The sequence below is a fragment of the Vreelandella sp. F11 genome, assembly GCF_042466685.1.
Lineage (GTDB): Bacteria > Pseudomonadota > Gammaproteobacteria > Pseudomonadales > Halomonadaceae > Vreelandella.
Genome location: NZ_CP170448.1, coordinates 1758898 through 1779914, shown reverse-complemented (window position 1 = coordinate 1779914; position 21017 = coordinate 1758898). Strand labels below are relative to the sequence as shown.

The window sequence follows — 21017 nt, the reverse complement described above, 5'->3', positions numbered from 1 at the left end:
GGTGCCCAGTGGCACCGCCTTTTTTACGACGTTAAATCTCGCTGATGGTAGCCCAGCAGATAGAGTACGCCATCAAGGCTCGATGTAGAAAGCGCCTGACGCGCCTGGGCACGCACCATAGGTTTGGCCCTAAACGCAATGCCCATACCCGCTTTGGCCAGCATTTTCAGATCGTTGGCGCCATCACCCACAGCAATCGTTTGCTCCAGGCTAAAGCCCTCCCGCAGCGCGATCTTTTCGAGCAGTTCCGCTTTGCGTTCGGCATCGACAATCGGTTCGCTGACTGCGCCGGTGACCTTGCCCTCTGCGATGATCAGCTCATTGGCATGGATCTCGTCAAACCCTAGCTTCTCCTGCAAGTGAAGAGCAAAGTAGGTAAAGCCGCCAGAGAGAATCGCGGTGCGGTAGCCCAAGCGTTTTAGGTTGACCATCAGCCGCTCAACGCCGTCCATCAGCGGCAACTCCGCAGCAATTTGCTCCAGCACCGACTCATCCAAACCGTCCAGCTTACTCATCCGCTCGCGGAAACTTGCTTTAAAATCGAGCTCGCCGCGCATGGCACGCTCGGTGACTTCGGCGACCTCTTCGCCCACGCCGTGGCGGCGCGCCAGTTCGTCAATCACTTCGGCTTTGATCAGCGTGGAGTCCATGTCGAAGCAGACCAAACGGGGCTGAACGTGATCGCGGGTATCTGCTTGGATAACAATATCCACGCCTAGGGTTTCGCTGAGTACCCGTGCAGCGTTGCGCACGGCCTCAACATCTACCTCACCTACCAGACGCCGCTCAACACAGTCGATGTCCTCACCCTGCTGTGTATCGGCAAGGCGCTGGGTGCTCTTTTCCTGTAGCCCAAATTGCACGATGAGCGCGTCTACCTGAGCCTGAATCTCCGCGGTGAGTCGCGGCGCTAAAACGGTTAGAATCAAGTCGCCGTTTGCCATTAATTAGCTCCTACCATTATTTATTCCCCTGCTTCTAAACGGTCAACTTTTTGGAAGCCGCGGGGCAGCTTGCTGCCGCGCCGGCCACGCTCGCCACGATAATAGGCCAGATCGTCGGCTTTGAGGGTTAGCTTGCGCTTACCGGCGTGAATCATTAGCGCATCGTTAGACGCCAGTACGGTAAGACCGCAGACAAACTCTTCCCGACGCGCAGCCCTGGGGCCGGGTATATCGAGCATTTTATTGCCTTTGCCTTTAGACATCTCAGGCAGTTGATCTAGCGGGAACAGCAGCAGCCGGCCTTCGTTTGACACCGAGGCCACCCACAGCTCGTCGCCCTCAGGCACTTCAACCGGCGCCATGACATTGCAGCCTTTGGGCAGGCTAAGCACCGCTTTACCGGCTTTATTCTTCCCCGTCAGCGTATCGAGGCGCGCCACAAAGCCATAGCCACCGTCGGTGGCGAGGACAAAGCGTCGTTCGGGTGGCGCAAACAACAGCCCCGCCATTTTTGCCCCGGCGGCGACATTAGCGCGCCCGGTAACTGGCTCCCCCTGGCCCCGGGCACTGGGCAGATTATGCGCCGAGAGCGTATAGGCACGCCCGGTGTCATCCAGCAGCACCAGCGGCTGGTTGGTTTTGCCTTTCGCCGCCAGTTGGAAGCTATCCCCGGCTTTATAGGAGAGGCCCTCGGGGTCGATATCGTGCCCCTTGGCCGCACGAATCCAGCCTTTATCGGAAAGCACCACGGTAATTGGGTCAGCGCCCATCAGTTCGACTTCAGAGAGCGCCTTGGACTCTTCGCGCTCTACCAGCGGTGAGCGGCGTTCGTCACCGTGCTCTTTACCCGCCGCACGAATCTCTTTTTCGATCAGGGTGGTGAGCTTGGCTTCGCTGCCCAGCAGGCCCTGTAGGTATTTGCGCTCTTTTTCCAGCTCATCCTGCTCGCCGCGAATTTTCATCTCTTCGAGCTTGGCCAGGTGACGCAGGCGTAGCTCTAGAATCGCTTCCGCTTGACGCTCCGAGAGGCTAAAGGCCGCTATCAGCGATGCTTTGGGATCATCCTCTTCACGAATAATGCGGATCACCTCGTCCAGATCCAGGTAGGCAATTAGCAGGCCTTCGAGGATATGCAGGCGATCTTCGACTTTGCCCAGGCGGTGCTCCAACCGGCGGCGCACCGTACTACGACGGAACTGCAGCCACTCACCCAGCATTTCGGGCAATGGCATCACCCGCGGGCGGCCATCCAGGCCAATCACGTTCATGTTCACCCGCACGTTCTTTTCCAGATCCGTCGTGGCGAACAGATGGGCCATCAGCGATTCAACGTCGATGCGGTTGGAGCGAGGTTCGATCACCAGGCGGGTGGGCTCTTCGTGGGTCGACTCATCGCGCAGGTCAGCCACCATGGGCAGCTTTTTGGCCTGCATTTGCGCCGCAATCTGCTCCAGCACCTTGGCACCGCTGACCTGATAGGGCACCGAGGTAATCACAATATTGGACTCTTCGCGCTCATAGCGCGCACGCAGTTTGACCGAGCCCCGGCCGGACTCGTAGAGCTTACGCAGATCAGCCGGCGGGGTAATGATTTCCGCATCGGTAGGAAAGTCCGGCGCGGGCACGAATTCCATCAAATCGGCGGTGGTCGCCTTGGGGTTGCGCAGCAGATGGCAAGTCGCTTCGACAATTTCCGAGACATTATGGGGCGGAATATCGGTGGCCATTCCCACGGCAATCCCGGTACCGCCGTTGAGCAGTACATGGGGTAGCTTTGCAGGCAGCACCAGCGGCTCCTGCATGGTGCCATCAAAGTTAGGCACCCAATCGACGGTACCTTGGCCCAGTTCGCCGAGCAGCACTTCGGCAAACTTGGAGAGTTTGGCCTCGGTGTAACGCATGGCGGCGAAGGATTTAGGGTCGTCGGGACTCCCCCAGTTGCCCTGACCGTCCACCAGCGGATAGCGGTAGCTAAACGGCTGCGCCATCAGCACCATGGCTTCGTAGCAGGCACTGTCACCATGGGGATGAAATTTACCCAGTACGTCACCGACGGTACGCGCCGACTTTTTGTACTTGGCGTTGGCGTGCAACGCCAGTTCGCGCATGGCGTAAATAATTCGCCGCTGCACGGGTTTCATGCCATCGCCAATGTTGGGCAGGGCGCGGTCGAGAATGACGTACATCGAGTAGTCGAGGTACGCTTTTTCGGTGTAATCGCGCAGGGAGAGACGTTCGACGTCGCCCTCCGCTACTTGAATATCCATGTCGATCATATCCTACCTTGACAACAAAACCGCCCCAGTCGGGGCGGCTGATAAGCGGACGCGCGGCCACTTAACATGGCTCGCTATGTTAATTGATACCTTTCGTTTGGTGCCTTCGTCTCGTGTGGCAGCGAAGCCGCTTGAGAATTGCCGTGAAACTCATCCAGCAACCCTTTCAAGCGCTGGGCCTGGAGCGACAGCTCATTGGCGGCACCAGCGGCCTGGCTGACCAAGCCAGCGTTCTGTTGAGTTACCGTGTCCATTTGGGTAACCGCCCGATTGATCTCATCAATGCCGTTGGTCTGCTCGCCAGACGCTTGGCTGATTTCACTAATCCGCGCGGTTACCTCTTCAATCGCCACCACTATATCTTTCATGGCAGATTCAGCGGCTTGAGCATAGCCACTACCGGTCGCAATCTGCTCAGAGGTGGTTTTAATCAGCCCATTAATGTTTCTGGCCGAGGCAGCACTGCGTGACGCCAGCTCGCGAACTTCGCTGGCCACCACGGCAAACCCACGGCCATGCTCACCCGCACGCGCTGCCTCAACGGAGGCATTAAGCGCCAATATATTGGTTTGAAAAGCAATGTTTTCAATCACATCGACTATCGACGAAACCTCAGTAGAGCTTTCGTTGATCGCTTCCATGGATTGCGCCAGCCGCGATACCTGCTCACCACCTTGTTTAACTTTTTCCGCTGACTCTTTCGCCCGCTGATCCGCCTCTTGGGCGTTATCAGCGTTGCGCTTCACCGTCGCAGCCATCTCTTCCATCGTGGAAGAGGTCTCTTGCAACGACGCTGCCTGCTGCTCGGTGCGGCTAGAAAGCTCGGTATTGCCCGCGGCAATTTCCGACGATTCACTGGCGATGGCATCCGCTACGCTGCGCACGTCGCCAAAGAGATGCTGCAATTTATCCGAGTAGCGGTTTACAGCACTGCGTAGCTCGCCAATCTCATCATCGCGATAAATAGTCAGCTCACGGCTAGAGCCACCCTGCCCTAACTGATCAATCTGCAGGGTGGTACTGCGAATTTGCCGCAACAGGATGCGGCCACCCCACCAACCAAGTGCAAGCAACAGCGCTAACAGGGGCAGAATGACAACCAGCAAATCACGCGTTAGGGTACGTGCCAGCGCCGTCACTTCCTCTTGCGGCGTCATTAACCCAAGCGTCCAACCGGTATCCTGCATATCAAACAAGCGCACCGAAGCGGGAGCATCCAGGATCCCTGCGGTCTCAACGCTGATTTCATCGCGCCCTTCATTTAAGCCATCAATAACCGGCTGCAGCCAGGGCATATTGCCCGTTAAATTCGCTAAACCCTGCATCTCATCCGTTTCCAGATCAGCACCGGGGAAATGAATGACATTCCCTGCGCTATCAAGCACAAACGCATAACCACCGGTCGCACCGCCGTTTTCAGTCAAGAACTCGGCCACACCTTCTAACTGCATATCAATAGTGGCAACGCCCGCAAACTCATCATCAAGATAGTAAGGGACGCTGCAGGTCACCATTGCCACGCCCGTGGCAGGATCACGATACGCCGTTGACCATACGCACTGACCCGGTTCGGCATTACGGGCACTGCTGTACCACTCTTCATCATGATAAGGCGACATACCGGGGGCGTTATAGTCATCTAAAAACTCAAGTCCGCCCTGCTCGTTTCTTGCCCAGAAGAAACTAAAACGCTCAACCCCCGCTTCAAATGCATTGGGCTCTGGCCAAATCCCGCCGCCGACAATGACGCTATTACGATTGTCATCTACCACTGTTGGGAAGGCTTGCAAATAAAGTTCTTCTTCGCGAGGTAACGACTCAGCCAAGGCGGCAAGGCTCGATGTATTACCTTCAACCCGCGACAACTGCGCGTCCAAAGCGTTAACGATCGAACCGCCTGTTCGATCCACCAATGACTGGCTTGCTGCAATCACCAGCGGTTGACCACGCCACGCCATCACGGCGTAGATACTGGCGGCCATTAGTAGCATAAGTGCGAGTGCGGCCAGCGTTAGCTGTCTAGATATCGTGTTAAACAAAAGCCTTCCCCCCTAGAAATGAATGTAGGTTTATTACGTTTTTAAACTTTTGAGCCCCACACTCAACTATCGGCTAGAGCGCGCGTTACTATAACAACGCCTTGTTAACGCTTATCTATTTTATCTACACCTCGATATCAGCGAGGTTGCCATAATCTTCCAGCCACTTTTTGCGATCAGCGGCGCGTTTTTTGGCCAGCAACATATCCATCATTTCCATGGTGCCATCGCCATCGGTCAAGGTGAGCTGCACCAGGCGGCGGGTTTCCGTCGACATGGTGGTTTCACGTAGCTGCAGCGGGCTCATCTCACCCAAGCCTTTAAAGCGCTGCACATTGGGTGTGCCGCGCTTACTGGCCAACTGCTTGAGAATGGCGGCCTTTTCGCTCTCATCTAGGGCGTAGTGCACTTCTTTCCCCAGATCGATGCGGTAAAGCGGCGGCATCGCCACATAGACGTGGCCGGCATCGACCAAGCTCGGGAAGTGTCGTACAAACAGCGCACACAGCAGCGTGGCGATGTGCAGGCCGTCGGAGTCGGCGTCGGCGAGAATGCAGATTTTGTGGTAGCGCAGTTTTTCCAGATCAGCGCTGCCAGGGTCGGCACCAATGGCAACCGCGATATCGTGCACCTCCTGAGAGCCGTAGATATCGTGGGTCTCCACTTCCCAGGTATTCAGGATTTTACCGCGCAGCGGCAGTATCGCCTGGGTTTCCCGGTTGCGGGCCTGTTTGGCACTGCCGCCGGCGGAGTCCCCCTCGACTAAAAACAGCTCGCTTTGGGCGGGGTCTTGGCCGGAGCAGTCCGCCAGTTTGCCGGGTAGCGCCGGGCCGGAGGTGACCTTTTTACGGGCGACTTTTTTGGCTTTTTTCTGGCGATTCTGCGCCGCGCTGATCACCAGCTCGGCAATCGCCTCGGCTTGATCCACGTGGTGGTTCAGCCATAGCGAGAAAGCGTCTTTAACCACCCCGGAAACAAAACCGGCAATCGTTCGCGACGAGAGCCGCTCTTTGGTTTGCCCGGCAAATTGGGGGTCGAGCATCTTCACCGAGAGCACAAAGGAAGTGCGTTCCCAGAGATCATCGGCGGTGAGTTTGATGCCGCGGGGTAACAGGTTGCGGTATTCGCAGAACTCGCGCAGTGCGTCCAATAGCCCGGAACGGAAGCCGTTTACATGGGTGCCGCCCTGGGGCGTAGGAATCAGGTTAACGTAGCTCTCCAGCAGCGCTTCGCCGCCTTCCGGTAGCCATTGGATCGCCCAGTCCACGCCGTGTTCGTCGTCGTTAAAGTGGCCAACAAAGGGCTCTCGGGGCAGCACTTCATAGCCGTCGGTGGCTTCAACGAGATAGTCGCGCAGGCCATCGGCGAACTCCCACTCGGTAGAAGTGCCATCAGGCTCTACCAAGGTGACTTTTAAGCCGGGGCAGAGCACTGCTTTAGCGCGCAGCAAATGCTTCAGTCGGGTTAGCGCTAGCTTGGGACTATCGAAGTAGCTCTCATCGGGCCAGAAACGCACCAGCGTACCACTCGCCCGCTTGGCCGCTTTGCCAATTTCATGCAGCTCTTCGACTTTCTCACCGAACTCGAAGGCCATGGCATGGCGGGCGCCATCGCGGGTGACTTCGACATCCAGTCGGCGTGATAGCGCATTCACCACCGAAACCCCAACACCGTGCAAGCCGCCGGAGAAGCGGTAGCTGGTGGAGGAGAATTTGCCTCCCGAGTGCAGCTTGGTAAAAATCAGCTCAACGCCGGATACGCCATGCTCAGGGTGCAGGTCAATCGGCATACCCCGGCCATTGTCCTGCACTTCGATCCCGCCGTCGCTATGCAGCACAACGCTGATTTGGGTGGCATGGCCTGCTAGCGCCTCATCGACACTGTTATCAATGACTTCCTGGGCAAGGTGGTTGGGGCGAGTGGTGTCGGTATACATACCGGGACGCTTACGTACCGGCTCGAGGCCCGACAGGACTTCGATGGAACTCGCGCCGTACTGGGAGGCATCAAACTGGGTCATGTAACGTCGGTTCCCTGAAAAATCGTACTGGCAGCCATATTGAATGCTGAAACGAGTAATTGGCGGCTTGCAAAGACGCACAGGATAGCGGAAAAGCAAAAAGCTGTATATCTAGCCATGTTTCATAATAGGGGCGCCGGGGATAGGTCACTCCTGCTCCGCCGCCCAAAATGCTTCAATCAACCCACGGCTTGAGGCATCCATCCGCGATAGGTCGCCATCACCGTCGATGATTTTCTGGGTATCGGTGGCAATCTGTTTACCCAACTCAACGCCCCACTGGTCGAACGGATTGATATCCCAAATCACCGCCTGAACAAAGACCTTGTGCTCGTAAAGCGCGATAAGTGATCCCAGGGTCGCAGGGGTGAGCTGGTCAAGCAGCACCGTTGTCGAGGGCTGGTTTCCGCGGTAGCGCTTGTGTTCCGGCCGTGGGCCGTCATCTTCCAAGGCGTCATCGCCAAGCATAAGAACACGGGACTGAGCAAAGCAGTTGGCCAGTGCCAAACGGTGCTGGGTTTTAAGGTGACGGCGGGTATCCGGGTCTTCCACCTCGTCATAACGCTTGAGCGGCGCGATAAAATCACATACTACCGGCTGAGTGCCCTGGTGCAGCAACTGGTAGAACGCGTGCTGAGCATTGGGGCCAAGCTGACCCCAGAGCACCGGGCAGGTGGAGTAGTTTACCGGTTGGCCTTGGCGAGTGACCGATTTACCGTTGGACTCCATCTCAAGCTGCTCAAGGTAGGCGGCGAAATACTCCAAGCGGCCATCATACGGCAGAATGGAGTGCGCGCGAATATCCAGAAAATTGACGTTCCAGATGCCCGCTAACGCCAACAGCACGGGCAGGTTCTCCGACATTTCCGCTTCAGCAAAATGGCGATCCATCGTGTGAGCGCCAGCTAAAAACTCGCGGAAATTCGCCATGCCGACCACCAACGCAATCGGTAGCCCAATGGTGCCCCATAACGAGTAGCGTCCGCCTACCCACTCCCAGAAGGTTAACTGGTGATCCTCCGCAATGCCCCATTCAGTCATTTTCTCAGGGCTCGCCGATACACCAATAAAGTGCTGACGGACCACCAGCTCAGCGCTAATCGGCGTCGCCCCATGCTGGGTCAAGCGGCTCAAGAGCCACTCACGGGCAGTGTTGGCGTTAGAGAGCGTATCAATAGTGGTAAACGATTTGGACGACAGCACAAAGATGGTGGTTTCAGGATTCAACCGGCTCAGATAATCCGCTAACTGGGAGCCATCCATGGTAGAGGCAAAATGCACCTCCACCGGATGAATATCTTTGGGACGGAAATCCGACAAGGCATGGGTAACCATTAATGGGCCCAGATCTGAACCGCCTACGCCCAGGTTAACCACATGCCGAATCGGCTTGCCGGTGGCACCGCGCCACTGTCCTGCGTGCAGCCGACACACCAGACGCTCCATTTGGGCAAGGCTTTCGTGCACGGCGGCGACGATATCTTCACCTTCCAACTCAAGCGTCGCATCGGCGGGCAAACGCAGCGCCGTGTGTAATGCCGGGCGATTCTCACTGACGTTCACTCGCTTACCGCTCAGCAGCGCTTCAATAGCAGAGGGAACGCCCGCTTCGCTGGCCAGCGTAAACAGATGCTCGAGCGTATCGTCATCCCAGCGCTGCTTAGAGAGATCCAGCGTCAAGCCCGCCACTTGGCGAGTAAAGCTCTCCCAGCGCGAGGGCTCGGTGCCAAACAGCGTTTTTAGGTGAACGTGCTGCAGCGTTTCAGCGTGATGCTTTAACGTCTGCCATGCTGGCAACGTATCGGGTGTAGCGCTTGATGCTGAGGCCATATGGCTTCTCCAGTGGCGTCGATCCTTGCAGCAGGGCTCTTAAAACAGGCCTGTTCTAGTCAATTCAGGGCGAGTAAACTAGCACGCCTTTTCCATAATCCCGGCTTGCCCATGAGTGATGCATCTTACCGTGACGCTATCTTTTCGACACCCCTTGACCGAGTAGCGCGGTTCTCTTTCGATGAAAAGGTAGTCGCCTGCTTTCCTGACATGATCCGCCGATCGGTACCCGGCTATGGGCAAATTCTCGGCATGCTGAGCCTAATTGCCCAGCGCCACCTGCGCCATGGCGCCCATGTCTATGATCTGGGCTGCTCGCTGGGCGCTTCCGGCCTTGCACTGGCAGGGGCGCTGGCGCCTGACGCCTTTCGCTATACGGGCGTTGATCTATCCCCTGCCATGGTCGCCCAGGCTCGGCAAACCTTTGCTGACGAGTGCCCAGCGTACGCTATGCAGGTAGAAGAAGCCGACATTCGCACCCTGGAGTATGCGCCTTCGGGCATGATCATTCTCAATTTTACCCTGCAATTTCTGCCTGCGGCAGACCGTGATGCGCTATTAACCCGGCTTTATGCAGCACTGGAACCTGGCGGCGTACTGATTCTCTCGGAGAAAACAGTGGATGCCGACGAGCGCGACAACGCCTGGCGGGTCGAGCGCTACCACGACTTTAAGCGCGCCAATGGCTACAGCGATTTAGAGATCAGCCAGAAGCGCACCGCCCTTGAGAATGTGCTAGTGCCCGACACGCTTGACGCGCTGCATGGGCGCCTGAAGCAAGCCGGATTTCCGCGCTCAATGACCTGGTTTCAGTACCTCAACTTTGCCTCGCTAATTGCGTTTAAGGAGGGTTAAAGGTGGCGCCGTTATCCGACGATCATCGCGCGATTTATCAGGCGTTTTTGGATCAAGCCACGCTTGATGCCTCGCTGATCCCCTGGCTAGCAAAGCTTCCCGAGCAGCTAGCGCACGGGCTTGACCGTAACCGCCATGGCGATTTATCCGCCTGGGAGAAAGCCGTGGCCAAGCTTCCAGCGTTACCCGCCGAGCGACGCGTGGATTTAAATAACGACACCGTCAGCGTTGATCTTGATCTTAGCGATAGCCAGCAGCGCCAGTGCTTTAACCTGCTAAGAAAGCTCGCCCCGTGGCGTAAAGGCCCTTTTCAACTGGGTGGCATTCATATTGATACCGAGTGGCGTTCGGACTGGAAATGGCAAAGAGTGGCGCCACACCTTGCACCGCTAAAATATCGCAAAGTGCTCGATGTCGGCGGCGGTAGCGGCTACCACGCCTGGCGGATGGCAGGTGCTGGCGCGGCCTTTGTGTTGGTGATCGACCCTTCACCGCGCTTCTACTGGCAGTTTCAGGCGGTACGCCATTTCGTTGGCGATGCTGACGGGGGCAGAACACAGTTTTTGCCAGTGGGCATCGAAGATGTGCCCGAGAATCTGGGCTTTTTCGATACGGTATTTTCCATGGGCGTGCTCTACCATCGCCCTGCCCCGTTGGAACATCTTCAGCAGCTAAAAGCCGCGTTAGTTCCGGGCGGCGAGCTGGTGCTGGAAACCTTGGTAGTCGAAGGCGACGAGCAGACCGTATTTGTGCCCGGCGAGCGTTATGCCGCCATGCCCAACGTCTACTTCCTGCCCTCTTCCAAAGCCCTGTGCCACTGGCTGGAACGCTGTGGTTTTACCAACGTGCGCGTGGTGGACGAAGCCGTTACCACGTTAGACGAGCAGCGATCGACGGAGTGGATGACCTACCAGTCGCTGGCGGATTTTCTTGACCCTGAAGACCGCACCCGCACAATCGAAGGCTACCCTGCGCCCAGAAGGGCGGTGATTTTGGCGAATAAGCCGGGGTAGATAATATGTCGCCCGCCCCAGCGGCAACTTCAAATGGGGCTTAGCCGAAAGCCATAGTTTTAAGCCATCATACTCGCCCTCATGGAGTTCCATCACTTTTTATTTCCAGGTTTAGCTCTTCTTCTATCGCTAAATAATTAGGGGCCAAACTGATCATTAGGTTTTCTCTTCCTTTCCATTTTGTATTTTTGACAGCTAATCGATGAGAAGCCCTCGCTTCCTCTAGCTCTTTCCGGCTAACCTGCTCGTAAAAATCTTGCCAATGAGCGCTTGCGACTGTTCTCTTTCCTTCTTTATCATGAAGCCTGGTAGTAAAATCTAAATCGCGAAATGGCTCTAACTGAGGAATATCGGGAAGAGGTTGAGTCACATCCATATAACGACATAACATATCCCATGCTGCTTGATGCTCCGCGACACCTCCATCTACCTCTACTATAAAATCAAGTGGCTGGTTCGAACTTGGGGAACGGCTATTATTAGGATAACGATGAATTATTCGCAAAGAGTACTTATGATCGCCTAAGAAACTTACTTTCCTGGCAATATAAGCATCAAATTCATAAAATGGGAACTCTCCCCATGGTGCGATTACCTTCCCAGTCTTACGCGAGAAATGAAATTCGTTCAAACCACTTAGAGCTAATCTATGGTATTTGTGGTCATTATCCATCCATTTAATTGCTAAATATGTCACTACTACAATTACACCAATCAGCCCTAGAGGGCTTAGCACAATGGCTAGCAGAGCATACGGATCAATCTTATAAGCAATAATTAGGAAAACTGCAACCATGAAATAAAATTTTTCATCTGACGAATCTCTACTTCTCCAAAGCCTAAGCCAATCACCGCCCAAGCTTTTAAAAAAACTTTTTATTACAACGAAATCATTAAACTCTTCGTCTATTCTCATTATCCAACGTGACTCGTTTGCTTCACAATCTTTCCAGCGCTGAGGATCCATAAAAAGCTCTGATGGAGTTTCAGAATACTGGTATTCCGTAGGATTAACCCCTAAGTAAGCAGACCAACCCAGGCGTTTGACAAAAACTTTTTTCTTTAGCCTATAATCCGCAAACACACTTTCCTGAGAGGGGATAGAGTCTAATCTAAATGCAGTTTTCGAATAACAAGATTCAAAGCCATCAGAGGAACACTCTATCTCTGAGAGCAATGTATCGTCCTTAATTTTATCAGCCATAACACCTCGATTTTACTATCATTTTAAAGCATTAGGTTTCCAGCCAACACTGAAAGCTAGGTAATCAGAAGAAATAGAGGCCATCGCATGCCTACCCCCCCCGAAACTAAGAAAATTAATACAACACTCGAAATTCCAATCATTTTCTCGCTTATATTGGCTTATAGTCACAACATCTACTATTGAGTAGCAAAAGCAATATTACCCCTGCTTTATCAGGCGTTTTAAATAGTTTTAACACCGCACAATTTAGGGAATCTCACGCCGATAAAGTGAATAGCCTGACACCCGCCAACGCTAGCCCGTGCGGGTGTCGTAGTAGCCTCCCTGGGCGCTACGGCCTTCATCTTCTATTCGCCAGTCAGCACCACCATCGTAGCTAACCGCAGTCACGTCCTTGCCCAGCAGACTGCCTTCGTTCACGCCATCAAAAAGCAACCCTTCTTCCGGTGTGATGTATAAGGCATAGCCCACCAAGTTACTGTCAAACTCATGCAGCTCAGTGAGTCGATCATCATTCCAGTGCCAGATCGAAGTAGGGTGATGCACCAGCTGCTCTTTGGGCATTAAGGAGGTGGGCCTTCCTTTACGGGCGAGAATGTAGACCTCTCCTTGTTCATTCGCGGCAATATCGTTAACACCGTAATCGCCTACCGCTACTTCAAAGTGTGGCTCGGTTTCCCCCCACGGCAGTGCGTAGATAACGCTTTCGCCTCGCGCTTGATCGAAGAAAGTCATACGTAGCACGTTATCCTGACCGAGGGCGACTAAATCGAAACGCTTCCTTTCGTTTTCTGGATCACGTGCTGTCGATGGCACAGGGATTTCCTTCCAGTGCTCACCGCCATCCTCGGTACGCCATACGTGGGGGCCCCAGCCAATCAGGTAGCCCCGCTGGGCATCGAGAAACCGAAATGTCGAAATATTTTGATCTTCTGGCCAGCGTAACTTCTCCCAGGACTCACCCTGGTCGGTAGATTTAAAGAGTTGGGTGAGTTGCGGCGTGTAGCGCTCGCCTGGTGCAGGATTCATGTGATAGTCCATCCATGCCGTCGCGAGATAGAGGGTGTTCCAATCCGGAGACAGCCACCAGTCGGCCTGCTGAGCAGGCTCTTCAAATCGGCGCTCGACGCCCTCCTCAAGCGAACCCGCGAGAATACGTACTGTGCGGCGGTTGGCGGACTCGCCGGGTTTGCCCATCCATTCCGCTGTGGGTTCTGCTCTATTAGGATCACTCCACTCATCACGTGACTTAAGCGTTATTTCAGGATTTGTGAGTTTCATTGACAAAATCTGCTCACCACGCATCCGAAAATCCCCCGGCCCGTAAGGGGTGTCTTCCTTCATAAAATCGTTACTAATGCGCTCCCACATGCCACCACTCGCTAACCCAAAAATAGCTAAATCAGCGTTACGGTTGCTAGCTTGAGATGGCGACGTTTGGCTCTTATTGAGCCCCTTGTCAATGTCAACGCCCCACCCACTCCTTGGCTAGCGTGCGCTCTTCGGGGTCATAACGGTACACGGTGATACCACCGTCAAAAGCATGGCCGGTGACCAGCAGGTTGGCATCAGGCGCGGAGTCGATACTCAGGTTGCGGGAGTAGTTATTGACCGAGGGAAAAGGATCCGTACCCAAATCAAGATACGCTTGGGGCCAGGGGTTGCCTGCCTCGAACAGGGCGGCATGGGTTTGACTAGTGCCATCACTACGATAATGGCTATGACCGATGCGTAAGAACTCCTCACTGCCATTGATAAAAGCAATGGCAATAGTCGTTGGCGTAGCTAACGGGCGATAAATACCATGTTCATCAGGTTTTTCCTTCCTTGGGACATCAATTAATTCACTGGCATCCCAATAATCCTCTTCTGGTAGCCCATCTGGCAAATCATCTAACAAAACACCGCTATCATAGTCAGCCATTCGGTGGCGTTCTTGAGGTTCATCCGTATTCCAGAAAAGCCCGATGGTATTCTCATCACCGCTGACCACCCACTAACCGTCCGGGCTAACGGTGGCATAGGTTTTGGATGAGTTGCCCGGCAATTTAGCTACGGGTTCCAAAGTATCAATATCCCATAACGTCACCCCGCCGTAGCTGGAGGAAAAACGAAAATCGTCCTCTTCCCGTACCGGCGGGGAGTCGTGAAGCTCTCCCCCTGGGCTTCCCGAGCCTCCAGAGACAAAAAAATCGCCGCCCATTGAGAGGTTCAAGACCTGCCCGGTGCCAGTAAAGCTGGGGCTTTGGCTGTCGCGCAAAACGGGACGTAACGCATCGCCATGCCCATGGTAAATGTTCCAGGTTTGGTTACTGGAAAGGTAGTGCTGTCTATCGGCGGACATCACATGCCCATAGGTCGGGAAGTGCTTAAACTCCTCAACCACTTCCCCATCAACGCGCTGCACATGTACCACTTCGTCCTGATCCTGCCACAGAAAAACGTCACCTTCGGGGATAAAATAAGCACTATAAAGATTGGCGTTATCCGCCAGTTTCGCTCGTTGCTGGGAATCGATATCCCATAACACCAAAGCCCCGTCTTCGTGGGCAGAGATCACATAGCGGCCATCGCTCGAGACGCTTAGCGAGGTGATCGGCTCCAGGCGGCTAAGCGTGAGCCAAGCACCAGCGGCTATAACCACCAGGATGATAACGGCCAACTCACGGCGGCGGTGTTTGGCTCTCGCTAAGCCCCCTTCCAGCATCACCTCCCCACCCACTCCTTGGTTAGCGTTCGCTCTTCAGGATCATAACGGTACACGGTGATACCGCCATCAAAAGCATGGCCGGTGACCAACAGGTTGGCGTCAGGCGCAGAATCGATGCTCAGGTTGCGGGAGTAATCATTCACTGAGGGAAAAGGATCCGTACCCAAATCAAGATACGCCTGGGGCCAGGGGTTGCCTGCTTCGAACAGAGCGGCATAGGTTTGGCTGGAGCCATCGCTGCGATACTGGCTGTATCCAATACGCAGGAACTCCTCGCTGCCATTGATAAAGGCAATGCCAATGGTAGTTGGCGTAGCTAGCGGACGATAAACGCCGTGCTCATCAGGCTTATTTTTTCTTGGAACATCAATAAGTTTACTTTTATCCCAGTACTCATCTGTTGCCAAACCTTCTGGAAGGTCTTCTAGGAAAACACCACTGAGGTAGTCAGCCATACGGCGGCGCTTTTGTGGTGCATTTGTATCCCAGAAAAAACCCAAAGTATTCTCATCACCACTGACCACCCACTCCCCATTCGGACTGATCGTGGCATCTACCTTAAACGAGTTCCCAGGCAGCATGGCAATAGGCTGAAAGGTGTCGAGATCCCATAGAGTTACGCCCGTATAGTTGCTGAATCTACGCTCAGGTGCCACTGCAGGCACCTCGTCGACGCTTGGGCTCTCACGGTCTCCCAACCCTGCCGATACGAATTTACCTCCTTGCTCCGAAAGAGTTAGCTCTAGTATCTTTCCCGACCCTTTAAAACTGGGTGAGACGCCATCTTGCATGACAGGCCGCATGTCGTCTCCATTCCCATGGAAGATATTCCAGTCGATATCAGATGCCAGATAATCGGAAAAGGTTGAGTCCATCACATGCCCATAGGTGGAAAAGTGCTCGAATTTTTCGACTATTTCCCCATCGACACGCTGTACATACACAACATCATCCTGATCCTGCCATAGGAATACATCGCCCCCTTCAATAAAGTAAGCGCTGTAGATATTGGCTTCATTGGACAACACTTCTCGTTTTTCTTCCTCGACATTCCAAAGCACTAACGCGCCATCTTCGTGCGTAGTGACTACATACCTCCCGTCGCTAGATACCCCGAGCGCGGTAACCGGTTCAAGACTGTTCATTAACCGCCAGGCCACTACCCCTGAAGCCAGAAGAATGAACAAGATCACCCCTAAACCGATAATTTTTTTCCTAGATTGGTTCATAGTCACCAAACCCGCTATCCCTTATTAATGGCCTTACAATTCCTTCTTGATAGCTCTTCTCAAACACTTCAGCGCTAGGAATTTTCATTCCCGAATGGTTGAATAACCAGCGGGTTTGATCAACGAAATCATAAGCCTCATTAGCCAACCTTAGTCTTATAAACTCACTTTCAGCACTCACTGCATCAAACCCAATACTCCCCAACGCTGCACGTGGGGCTTTCCCTGCTCGCCAATTCCTGCCCACCAGCCACTGCAGGGTATCGATATAGGCGGCGGCCTGCTCTTCGCTCACCACGGCATGGTGGGCGAGGGGTGCCAGCAGGTCATAGGTAGGTAAGGGGTCGGCGCTGGCGATTGCGGCGCGCGCTTCCTCAATCGCCATCTCTCTGAATGCCTGCCAAGCCCGTGCCGCGCGATCCTCGCCATATGGGTCAGGGCCGACCGGCATGGGCTGAGGCACGGGCGGACTCACCGTATCGGCCGGGGCTTTATCGCTGTAGTAACGGATGAAGGGTGTCGATAGGCCAGCGGGAAATATCCACCACTTTTTGCCGTAGGCGCCTCCCGCCGAACCGATGAGTTCATCCAGCATATCATCGGCGCTGAAGATATCTTGCAACCAACGTGCGCCCCGCAAAGCGGGGCTGGTGACTTCCGCTACCTGCTGCCAGAAGGAACGTGCGTCCTCAGGCGGCGGCCCGAGAATGCCATCCTCTTCAGAGTGCAACACCACCACCTTGCGCACCGCCTTGTGGGCGTCGGGGAATACGCCCATACCCAACGGGTGGCTATCCTGGGAGGCATCGTTGACCAAGGCGTTATCGGCCACCGCCGGTTCCCATAAATAAACGTTGTCGACCCATTGATGGCGCGCCTGTTCACCGAGCAGATTGAGGGCCGTGAGTACCACGCGCGCACCCAGCGAGTGGCTAATGATATTGATGGCAATGCCTGCGTCATCAAGCTGTTCAAGCAAGGCGACCAACCGCCGCCCGGCAGCCATCGCATTGAGTTCAGCCTGGAAGAAATCGACACTGCCCGTATCGCCAAACCACGCGATTCCCACCATGCGCGTATAGGGGCGCCAGTCTTCTTCGGTCATTCCGGCAGCACGGTTGAGCTGATGTTCCATGTGAACGAACCAGTTGTAGGCACCACTGCCGTTACAATACGCCTCACGATATTCATCCGATCCATTTTCGGTCGGCGTATGATATAGGTTGTTCGCTATCTTGCCTCTCGCGACAGGTACTTGGATATTTACCTTGTCTATATCTTGAAGAATCGTGGCGCTACTTGCCCGATGAGCAGTGGTTAATAGCGGTTCAGCATTGATATCGCTGCGCTTCTCCCAGGAGGCAAAAGTACCATACTGACCTAGCGGCACGTTGTAGCCGTGCAAGAACAGCGTGGCGTTATTGCCCGCCAAACGCAGTTGTTCCAGTTGCTCTTCAGTTAATAAATCGGCCTCGGGCGATGTCATTTCATCGCGCAGATTGAGACTAATAGGCGGGGGCAGATAGGTGGCCTGGATTGTCGTTTCATCCATGGCAATATCGACTGCAGGTGGCGCCGCCGCTGCTCGGCATGGATCCAGCGGCTCATCGTTGACCGCCACCAAATGCAGACCATGGGCATCCACTAGTTGCCAAGCGACCTTATTAGGCGAGGCCCCTTCATGACGGCTAACGCCCTCAGCATCAATGGTCGCGCTGACGGTCTTGCCCGCAGAATCTTTTAAACTGACCAACGTGCCTTCAGGTAGATAACGTCCCAACGTATCGCGATGCACAATCAATACGGTAACGCCCACGCTGCAGTGGGCAGGCATCGTGACGCCCAACAGGCTTGTTCGGCTGGGCTGTAATCGCGGGGGCGAGAGTGTTTCAGTCATCGGGGGCTCCATCCGGTTGAGGGGCTTGCGCACTGACTAACGTCTGTAACTCATCCAGCACTGCCTGCCGAGATCCCTTGTGTGTCTTCAGTTGTTCTATCTGACTTGGCGAGAGCGGCGCAAGATAGTCTGATGCGGCAAGTAGCTGGCAGCCTTCCCAACACGCATACTCTGCCGAGAGAGATAGCGCCTTCATTTGTTGCAACCATTGCTGCGCTAGCGAATACGCAACGCCATAATCATTGGCCAACTGCCGGCAGAACGCTTGATCCCGCGCGCGTTGCAGAGCCTGCTCGTGATCAACGGTCAACCTGAACTTACCCAGCGGTTCATCATCAGGTGCTGGAGAGTCAAGCCGCCATGCCTTACCGTTGGCAACGCCCTTCATAGCGGTAATCGGGCCTAGCAGTGCGTGCGTTTCGCCCTCGGTCAACACACTGGCCAACCCGGCATATAGTCGTGAATCGGCATAACGAAACAGGGCAGGAGGACCAGTTTGTCGGTCGACATGGGTTAATTGCCGGTAATGCGCGGCGGCTTCTGGCAGGCTTGCATCGCTATGCAGTTCGATAGCGGCGCCCTGCGCCACCCAGTTGGCAGCGATAACATGGGCACGATCATTGGAAAAGCTGATCAAGATTGGCCCTTGTTGCGCATGCTGGGCGTAAGCCGTTTGCAAATACAGCCGCTCGTAGACGGGGCTTTCGTCTATTTCGAAAATTTGCCGCAGCAGCTGTGGATATAGCGCCAAGTCGACCAAGTAAAAGACCGATAACGGAGTCGTGCTTAGCGGCATGGGCATTCATCTCCCAGGGCGCAGCGATGCACATTATCGTTATTGCCGTCCTTCAGCCGTTGGCATATCTCAACCACCGCAGCGCCCTGCAGGGCCGCTGTCATTAGCTGGTTTTGCTGTAAGGGGGCAATGCGTTCATGCCGTTCGGTTGCTACATGCCCGGGTAACAAGGCCTCCATTACCGCCTGTCCACTCCCCACACCGGGGCTACCCCCAGAGTTGAACTTGACCTGAGCACCAACGATGGTAATCCCGCTGGGATCAAGTTTGACGAAGCTGCCCCCGGCCTTGAGGGTGATCTCTGCTCCGGCATCAATCACCGTTTTGCCGCCTGATTTTTGATGCACTTCCTGTCCCGCTTCCAGCAGTTGCGCTCGGCCGATTTTTTCATGACGGGTGCCATCGATCATCAGGTGGTCGTCGCCATCTACTTGGGTGTGGCGGTTGTTATGTACGGTGTGGTGATCGTCGTTGTCGATCTCGCTGATGCGGTCGTTGTGCACCTTGAGGTGGCTGTCGTTGCGGATCTCTTCGGTGCGGTCGTTAAGCGTTAATAGCTCCAGGTCTTTCTGGGCGTGGAGCCAGATCTGCTCTTCGCCTGCTTCGTCTTCAAAGCGCAGCTCGTTAAAGCCTTCGGCCTTGTGGCTTTGGGTACGGATGACGGTGCGGGTTTTGTGTTCCGGCAGCGGGTAAGGCGCCGTATTCACCGCGTGGTAGGTGCGCCCGGTGACCAGCGGCTGATCGGGGTCGCCCTCTAAAAACGAGATAATCACTTCATGACCAATACGCGGAATGGCGATACTGCCGTAGCCGCCACCTGCCCAGCCCTGGGCAACCCGCACCCAGCAGCTGGCGGTGTCGTTGGGTTCTGCGTAGCGATCCCAGGGGAACTGTACCTTGACCCGGCCGTGTTCGTCGCAGTGGATCTCTTCGCCTTCGGGGCCGACAACAAAAGCGACCTGGGGACCATCGACCCGGGGTTTGGGATTGGCGGTGGCGCGCCAGGGCGTATCGCCGGGGATAAGAGTGACCTGGTTGTAATAACGCGTCATGCCGCTCGCATCACTGTGCGTCATTCCATCCTCTTCCAGCGCCTGGGGTTGCTCGCCGAAGTGATGCACTTCAATGGCTTGCCAGTCGCGATTCAGGCTATCGCTGTCATGATCCATCAACGTAAAGCGCAGGCCGGGGGCCAGTTCGGGGAGGTCGCTTTCGGCGCTGGCGGTCATCGCTTCGCGGCGTAGCTGCTCCAGGCGAATACGGGTAAACGGTTGGCCGGAGGCGTCCTGCTTATAGCGGCCAGGGTAGTCGTAGTGTTCGTAGTCCGCGTTTTGACCATGGGCTTCTACGTCGCGCCCCAGGTGGTCATGCAACTGCGCATAAGCGGGGTTTTTAAAGCTGTACTCTTTCAGCGTGGCGGACGCGGTCGCCACACGGGCGGTATGGCTGAGTTTGCGCACATGGCGGCTGGGGGCGGTGCCGCCTGCACGGCTGTGGTAAGTGCGTTCGCCGAGGTTGGTCAGTACCTGCGGGTCGTCGGCGAAGATCAGCCGATGGCTACCCTCTGCAAATTCATGGAAGTAAAACAGGCCCTCTTCGGCGGCCAGGCGCTCGATAAAGGTGAGGTCGGTTTCACGGTACTGGACGCAGTACTCACGCTCGGCTAGGTCGCGGTTTACCGAAAATCCCACATCGGTAATCCCCCGCTCATCGCACAGGGTATTAATGATGGTGAGCGGATCGACCTTTTGGAAAATACGCGAGTTCTGACGCAGTGAAAGCCGCCAGAGCGCTGGGCGCAGCACCAGCGAGTAGAAGGTACGGCGATGGCCGCGGTCACCCTGGCCAAACTCGCTGACGATACCGTGCACTCGGCGCAGCGGTTCGCCATCCTGCCAGATAGTCAGTTCCGCCTCACGATCCAGCAGCTCCGCGGCGTCCAGGCTGCCATCACGGCTGGCTAGATTGAGCACCAGCTCAAAGGGTTGGGAGAGCACTTCGCGATGATTGAAGTCGATCACCGCCACATCATCCACCCCCGGTAACGTTAGGGTGAATTGAAGGCCTGTCTTATCCGCCCCCATCCTGTCAGGCATAATGCCGCTCCATGAACCATCATTCGCTAATGAGAAATGCTCAGCATAGCGAGCCAAAAGCGAAGCGCAACCCTTCCAGAGAAGTTACAGAGATCTCTTACACGC

The 21017-nt window shown here is 55.1% G+C and carries 15 protein-coding genes; 2 read left to right on the top strand and 13 right to left on the bottom strand.

The genetic code is table 11. The annotated features are described in order from the left end of the window. Positions 1 to 23: 23 nt before the first annotated feature. The 5 genes from serB to pgi all read right to left on the bottom strand — a co-directional run bounded on the left by serB (position 24) and on the right by pgi (position 9109). Positions 24 to 944, bottom strand: a complete 921-nt coding sequence (gene serB / locus ACFIOZ_RS07985; RefSeq protein WP_386083151.1) for a phosphoserine phosphatase SerB — start codon at positions 942 to 944, stop codon at positions 24 to 26. 20 nt (positions 945 to 964) lie between these two features. Next, on the bottom strand, positions 965 to 3220 hold the full coding sequence (gene parC / locus ACFIOZ_RS07980) for a DNA topoisomerase IV subunit A (protein ID WP_386083150.1): 2256 nt from the start codon (positions 3218 to 3220) through the stop codon (positions 965 to 967). 74 nt (positions 3221 to 3294) lie between these two features. Further along, positions 3295 to 5211, bottom strand: a complete 1917-nt coding sequence (locus ACFIOZ_RS07975; protein WP_088698651.1) for a methyl-accepting chemotaxis protein — start codon at positions 5209 to 5211, stop codon at positions 3295 to 3297. A 172-nt stretch (positions 5212 to 5383) separates the two neighbouring features. Continuing rightward, on the bottom strand, positions 5384 to 7279 hold the full coding sequence (gene parE, locus ACFIOZ_RS07970; protein WP_386083148.1) for a DNA topoisomerase IV subunit B: 1896 nt from the start codon (positions 7277 to 7279) through the stop codon (positions 5384 to 5386). Between the two features lie 147 nt (positions 7280 to 7426). Beyond that, a complete protein-coding gene (pgi, locus tag ACFIOZ_RS07965) occupies positions 7427 to 9109 on the bottom strand; it encodes a glucose-6-phosphate isomerase (protein WP_386083146.1) in 1683 nt (560 codons plus the stop codon). A gap of 111 nt (positions 9110 to 9220) precedes the next feature. On the opposite strand from pgi, the gene cmoA reads away from it, so the two are divergent. After that, on the top strand, positions 9221 to 9964 hold the full coding sequence (gene cmoA, locus ACFIOZ_RS07960; RefSeq protein WP_386083145.1) for a carboxy-S-adenosyl-L-methionine synthase CmoA: 744 nt from the start codon (positions 9221 to 9223) through the stop codon (positions 9962 to 9964). Positions 9965 to 9966: 2 nt separating this feature from the next. Beyond that, a complete protein-coding gene (gene cmoB, locus ACFIOZ_RS07955) occupies positions 9967 to 10977 on the top strand; it encodes a tRNA 5-methoxyuridine(34)/uridine 5-oxyacetic acid(34) synthase CmoB (protein WP_386083144.1) in 1011 nt (336 codons plus the stop codon). A 79-nt stretch (positions 10978 to 11056) separates the two neighbouring features. Here cmoB and ACFIOZ_RS07950 read toward each other — a convergent pair whose 3' ends face one another. The 8 genes from ACFIOZ_RS07950 to ACFIOZ_RS07915 all read right to left on the bottom strand — a co-directional run bounded on the left by ACFIOZ_RS07950 (position 11057) and on the right by ACFIOZ_RS07915 (position 20912). Beyond that, complete coding sequence (locus ACFIOZ_RS07950; RefSeq protein ID WP_386083143.1) at positions 11057 to 12181, bottom strand: hypothetical protein; 1125 nt, start codon at positions 12179 to 12181, stop codon at positions 11057 to 11059. A gap of 297 nt (positions 12182 to 12478) precedes the next feature. Then, positions 12479 to 13555, bottom strand: coding sequence for a WD40/YVTN/BNR-like repeat-containing protein (locus ACFIOZ_RS07945; RefSeq protein ID WP_386083141.1), 1077 nt, complete (start codon positions 13553 to 13555; stop codon positions 12479 to 12481). Between the two features lie 94 nt (positions 13556 to 13649). Beyond that, positions 13650 to 14108, bottom strand: coding sequence for a hypothetical protein (locus ACFIOZ_RS07940; protein WP_386083140.1), 459 nt, complete (start codon positions 14106 to 14108; stop codon positions 13650 to 13652). Between the two features lie 72 nt (positions 14109 to 14180). Next, positions 14181 to 14894, bottom strand: coding sequence for a hypothetical protein (locus ACFIOZ_RS07935; protein ID WP_386083139.1), 714 nt, complete (start codon positions 14892 to 14894; stop codon positions 14181 to 14183). Continuing rightward, positions 14891 to 16087 (bottom strand): WD40 repeat domain-containing protein, encoded by a 1197-nt coding sequence (locus ACFIOZ_RS07930; protein WP_386084021.1) that lies wholly within the window; start codon positions 16085 to 16087, stop codon positions 14891 to 14893. The genes ACFIOZ_RS07935 and ACFIOZ_RS07930 overlap by 4 nt, the downstream gene beginning before the upstream one ends. 22 nt (positions 16088 to 16109) lie before the next feature. After that, a complete protein-coding gene (locus tag ACFIOZ_RS07925; RefSeq protein ID WP_386083138.1) occupies positions 16110 to 18020 on the bottom strand; it encodes a hypothetical protein in 1911 nt (636 codons plus the stop codon). Then, complete coding sequence (locus ACFIOZ_RS07920) at positions 18013 to 18816, bottom strand: DUF4123 domain-containing protein (RefSeq protein ID WP_386083137.1); 804 nt, start codon at positions 18814 to 18816, stop codon at positions 18013 to 18015. The genes ACFIOZ_RS07925 and ACFIOZ_RS07920 overlap by 8 nt, the downstream gene beginning before the upstream one ends. Then, positions 18807 to 20912 carry a type VI secretion system Vgr family protein gene (locus tag ACFIOZ_RS07915; RefSeq protein WP_386083136.1) on the bottom strand — a complete coding sequence of 702 codons (2106 nt, stop codon included), beginning with the start codon at positions 20910 to 20912 and terminating at the stop codon, positions 18807 to 18809. The genes ACFIOZ_RS07920 and ACFIOZ_RS07915 overlap by 10 nt, the downstream gene beginning before the upstream one ends. Between the last annotated feature and the right edge of the window lie 105 nt (positions 20913 to 21017).

Coding starts and splice junctions, on each gene's coding strand:
- serB (WP_386083151.1), bottom strand. CDS start 944: ATGGCAAACGGCGACTTGATTCTAACCGTTTTAGCGCCGCGACTCACC.
- parC (WP_386083150.1), bottom strand. CDS start 3,220: ATGATCGACATGGATATTCAAGTAGCGGAGGGCGACGTCGAACGTCTC.
- ACFIOZ_RS07975 (WP_088698651.1), bottom strand. CDS start 5,211: ATGCTACTAATGGCCGCCAGTATCTACGCCGTGATGGCGTGGCGTGGT.
- parE (WP_386083148.1), bottom strand. CDS start 7,279: ATGACCCAGTTTGATGCCTCCCAGTACGGCGCGAGTTCCATCGAAGTC.
- pgi (WP_386083146.1), bottom strand. CDS start 9,109: ATGGCCTCAGCATCAAGCGCTACACCCGATACGTTGCCAGCATGGCAG.
- cmoA (WP_386083145.1), top strand. CDS start 9,221: ATGAGTGATGCATCTTACCGTGACGCTATCTTTTCGACACCCCTTGAC.
- ACFIOZ_RS07950 (WP_386083143.1), bottom strand. CDS start 12,181: ATGGCTGATAAAATTAAGGACGATACATTGCTCTCAGAGATAGAGTGT.
- ACFIOZ_RS07945 (WP_386083141.1), bottom strand. CDS start 13,555: ATGTGGGAGCGCATTAGTAACGATTTTATGAAGGAAGACACCCCTTAC.
- ACFIOZ_RS07940 (WP_386083140.1), bottom strand. CDS start 14,108: ATGGCTGACTATGATAGCGGTGTTTTGTTAGATGATTTGCCAGATGGG.
- ACFIOZ_RS07925 (WP_386083138.1), bottom strand. CDS start 18,020: ATGACTGAAACACTCTCGCCCCCGCGATTACAGCCCAGCCGAACAAGC.
- ACFIOZ_RS07920 (WP_386083137.1), bottom strand. CDS start 18,816: ATGCCGCTAAGCACGACTCCGTTATCGGTCTTTTACTTGGTCGACTTG.
- ACFIOZ_RS07915 (WP_386083136.1), bottom strand. CDS start 20,912: ATGCCTGACAGGATGGGGGCGGATAAGACAGGCCTTCAATTCACCCTA.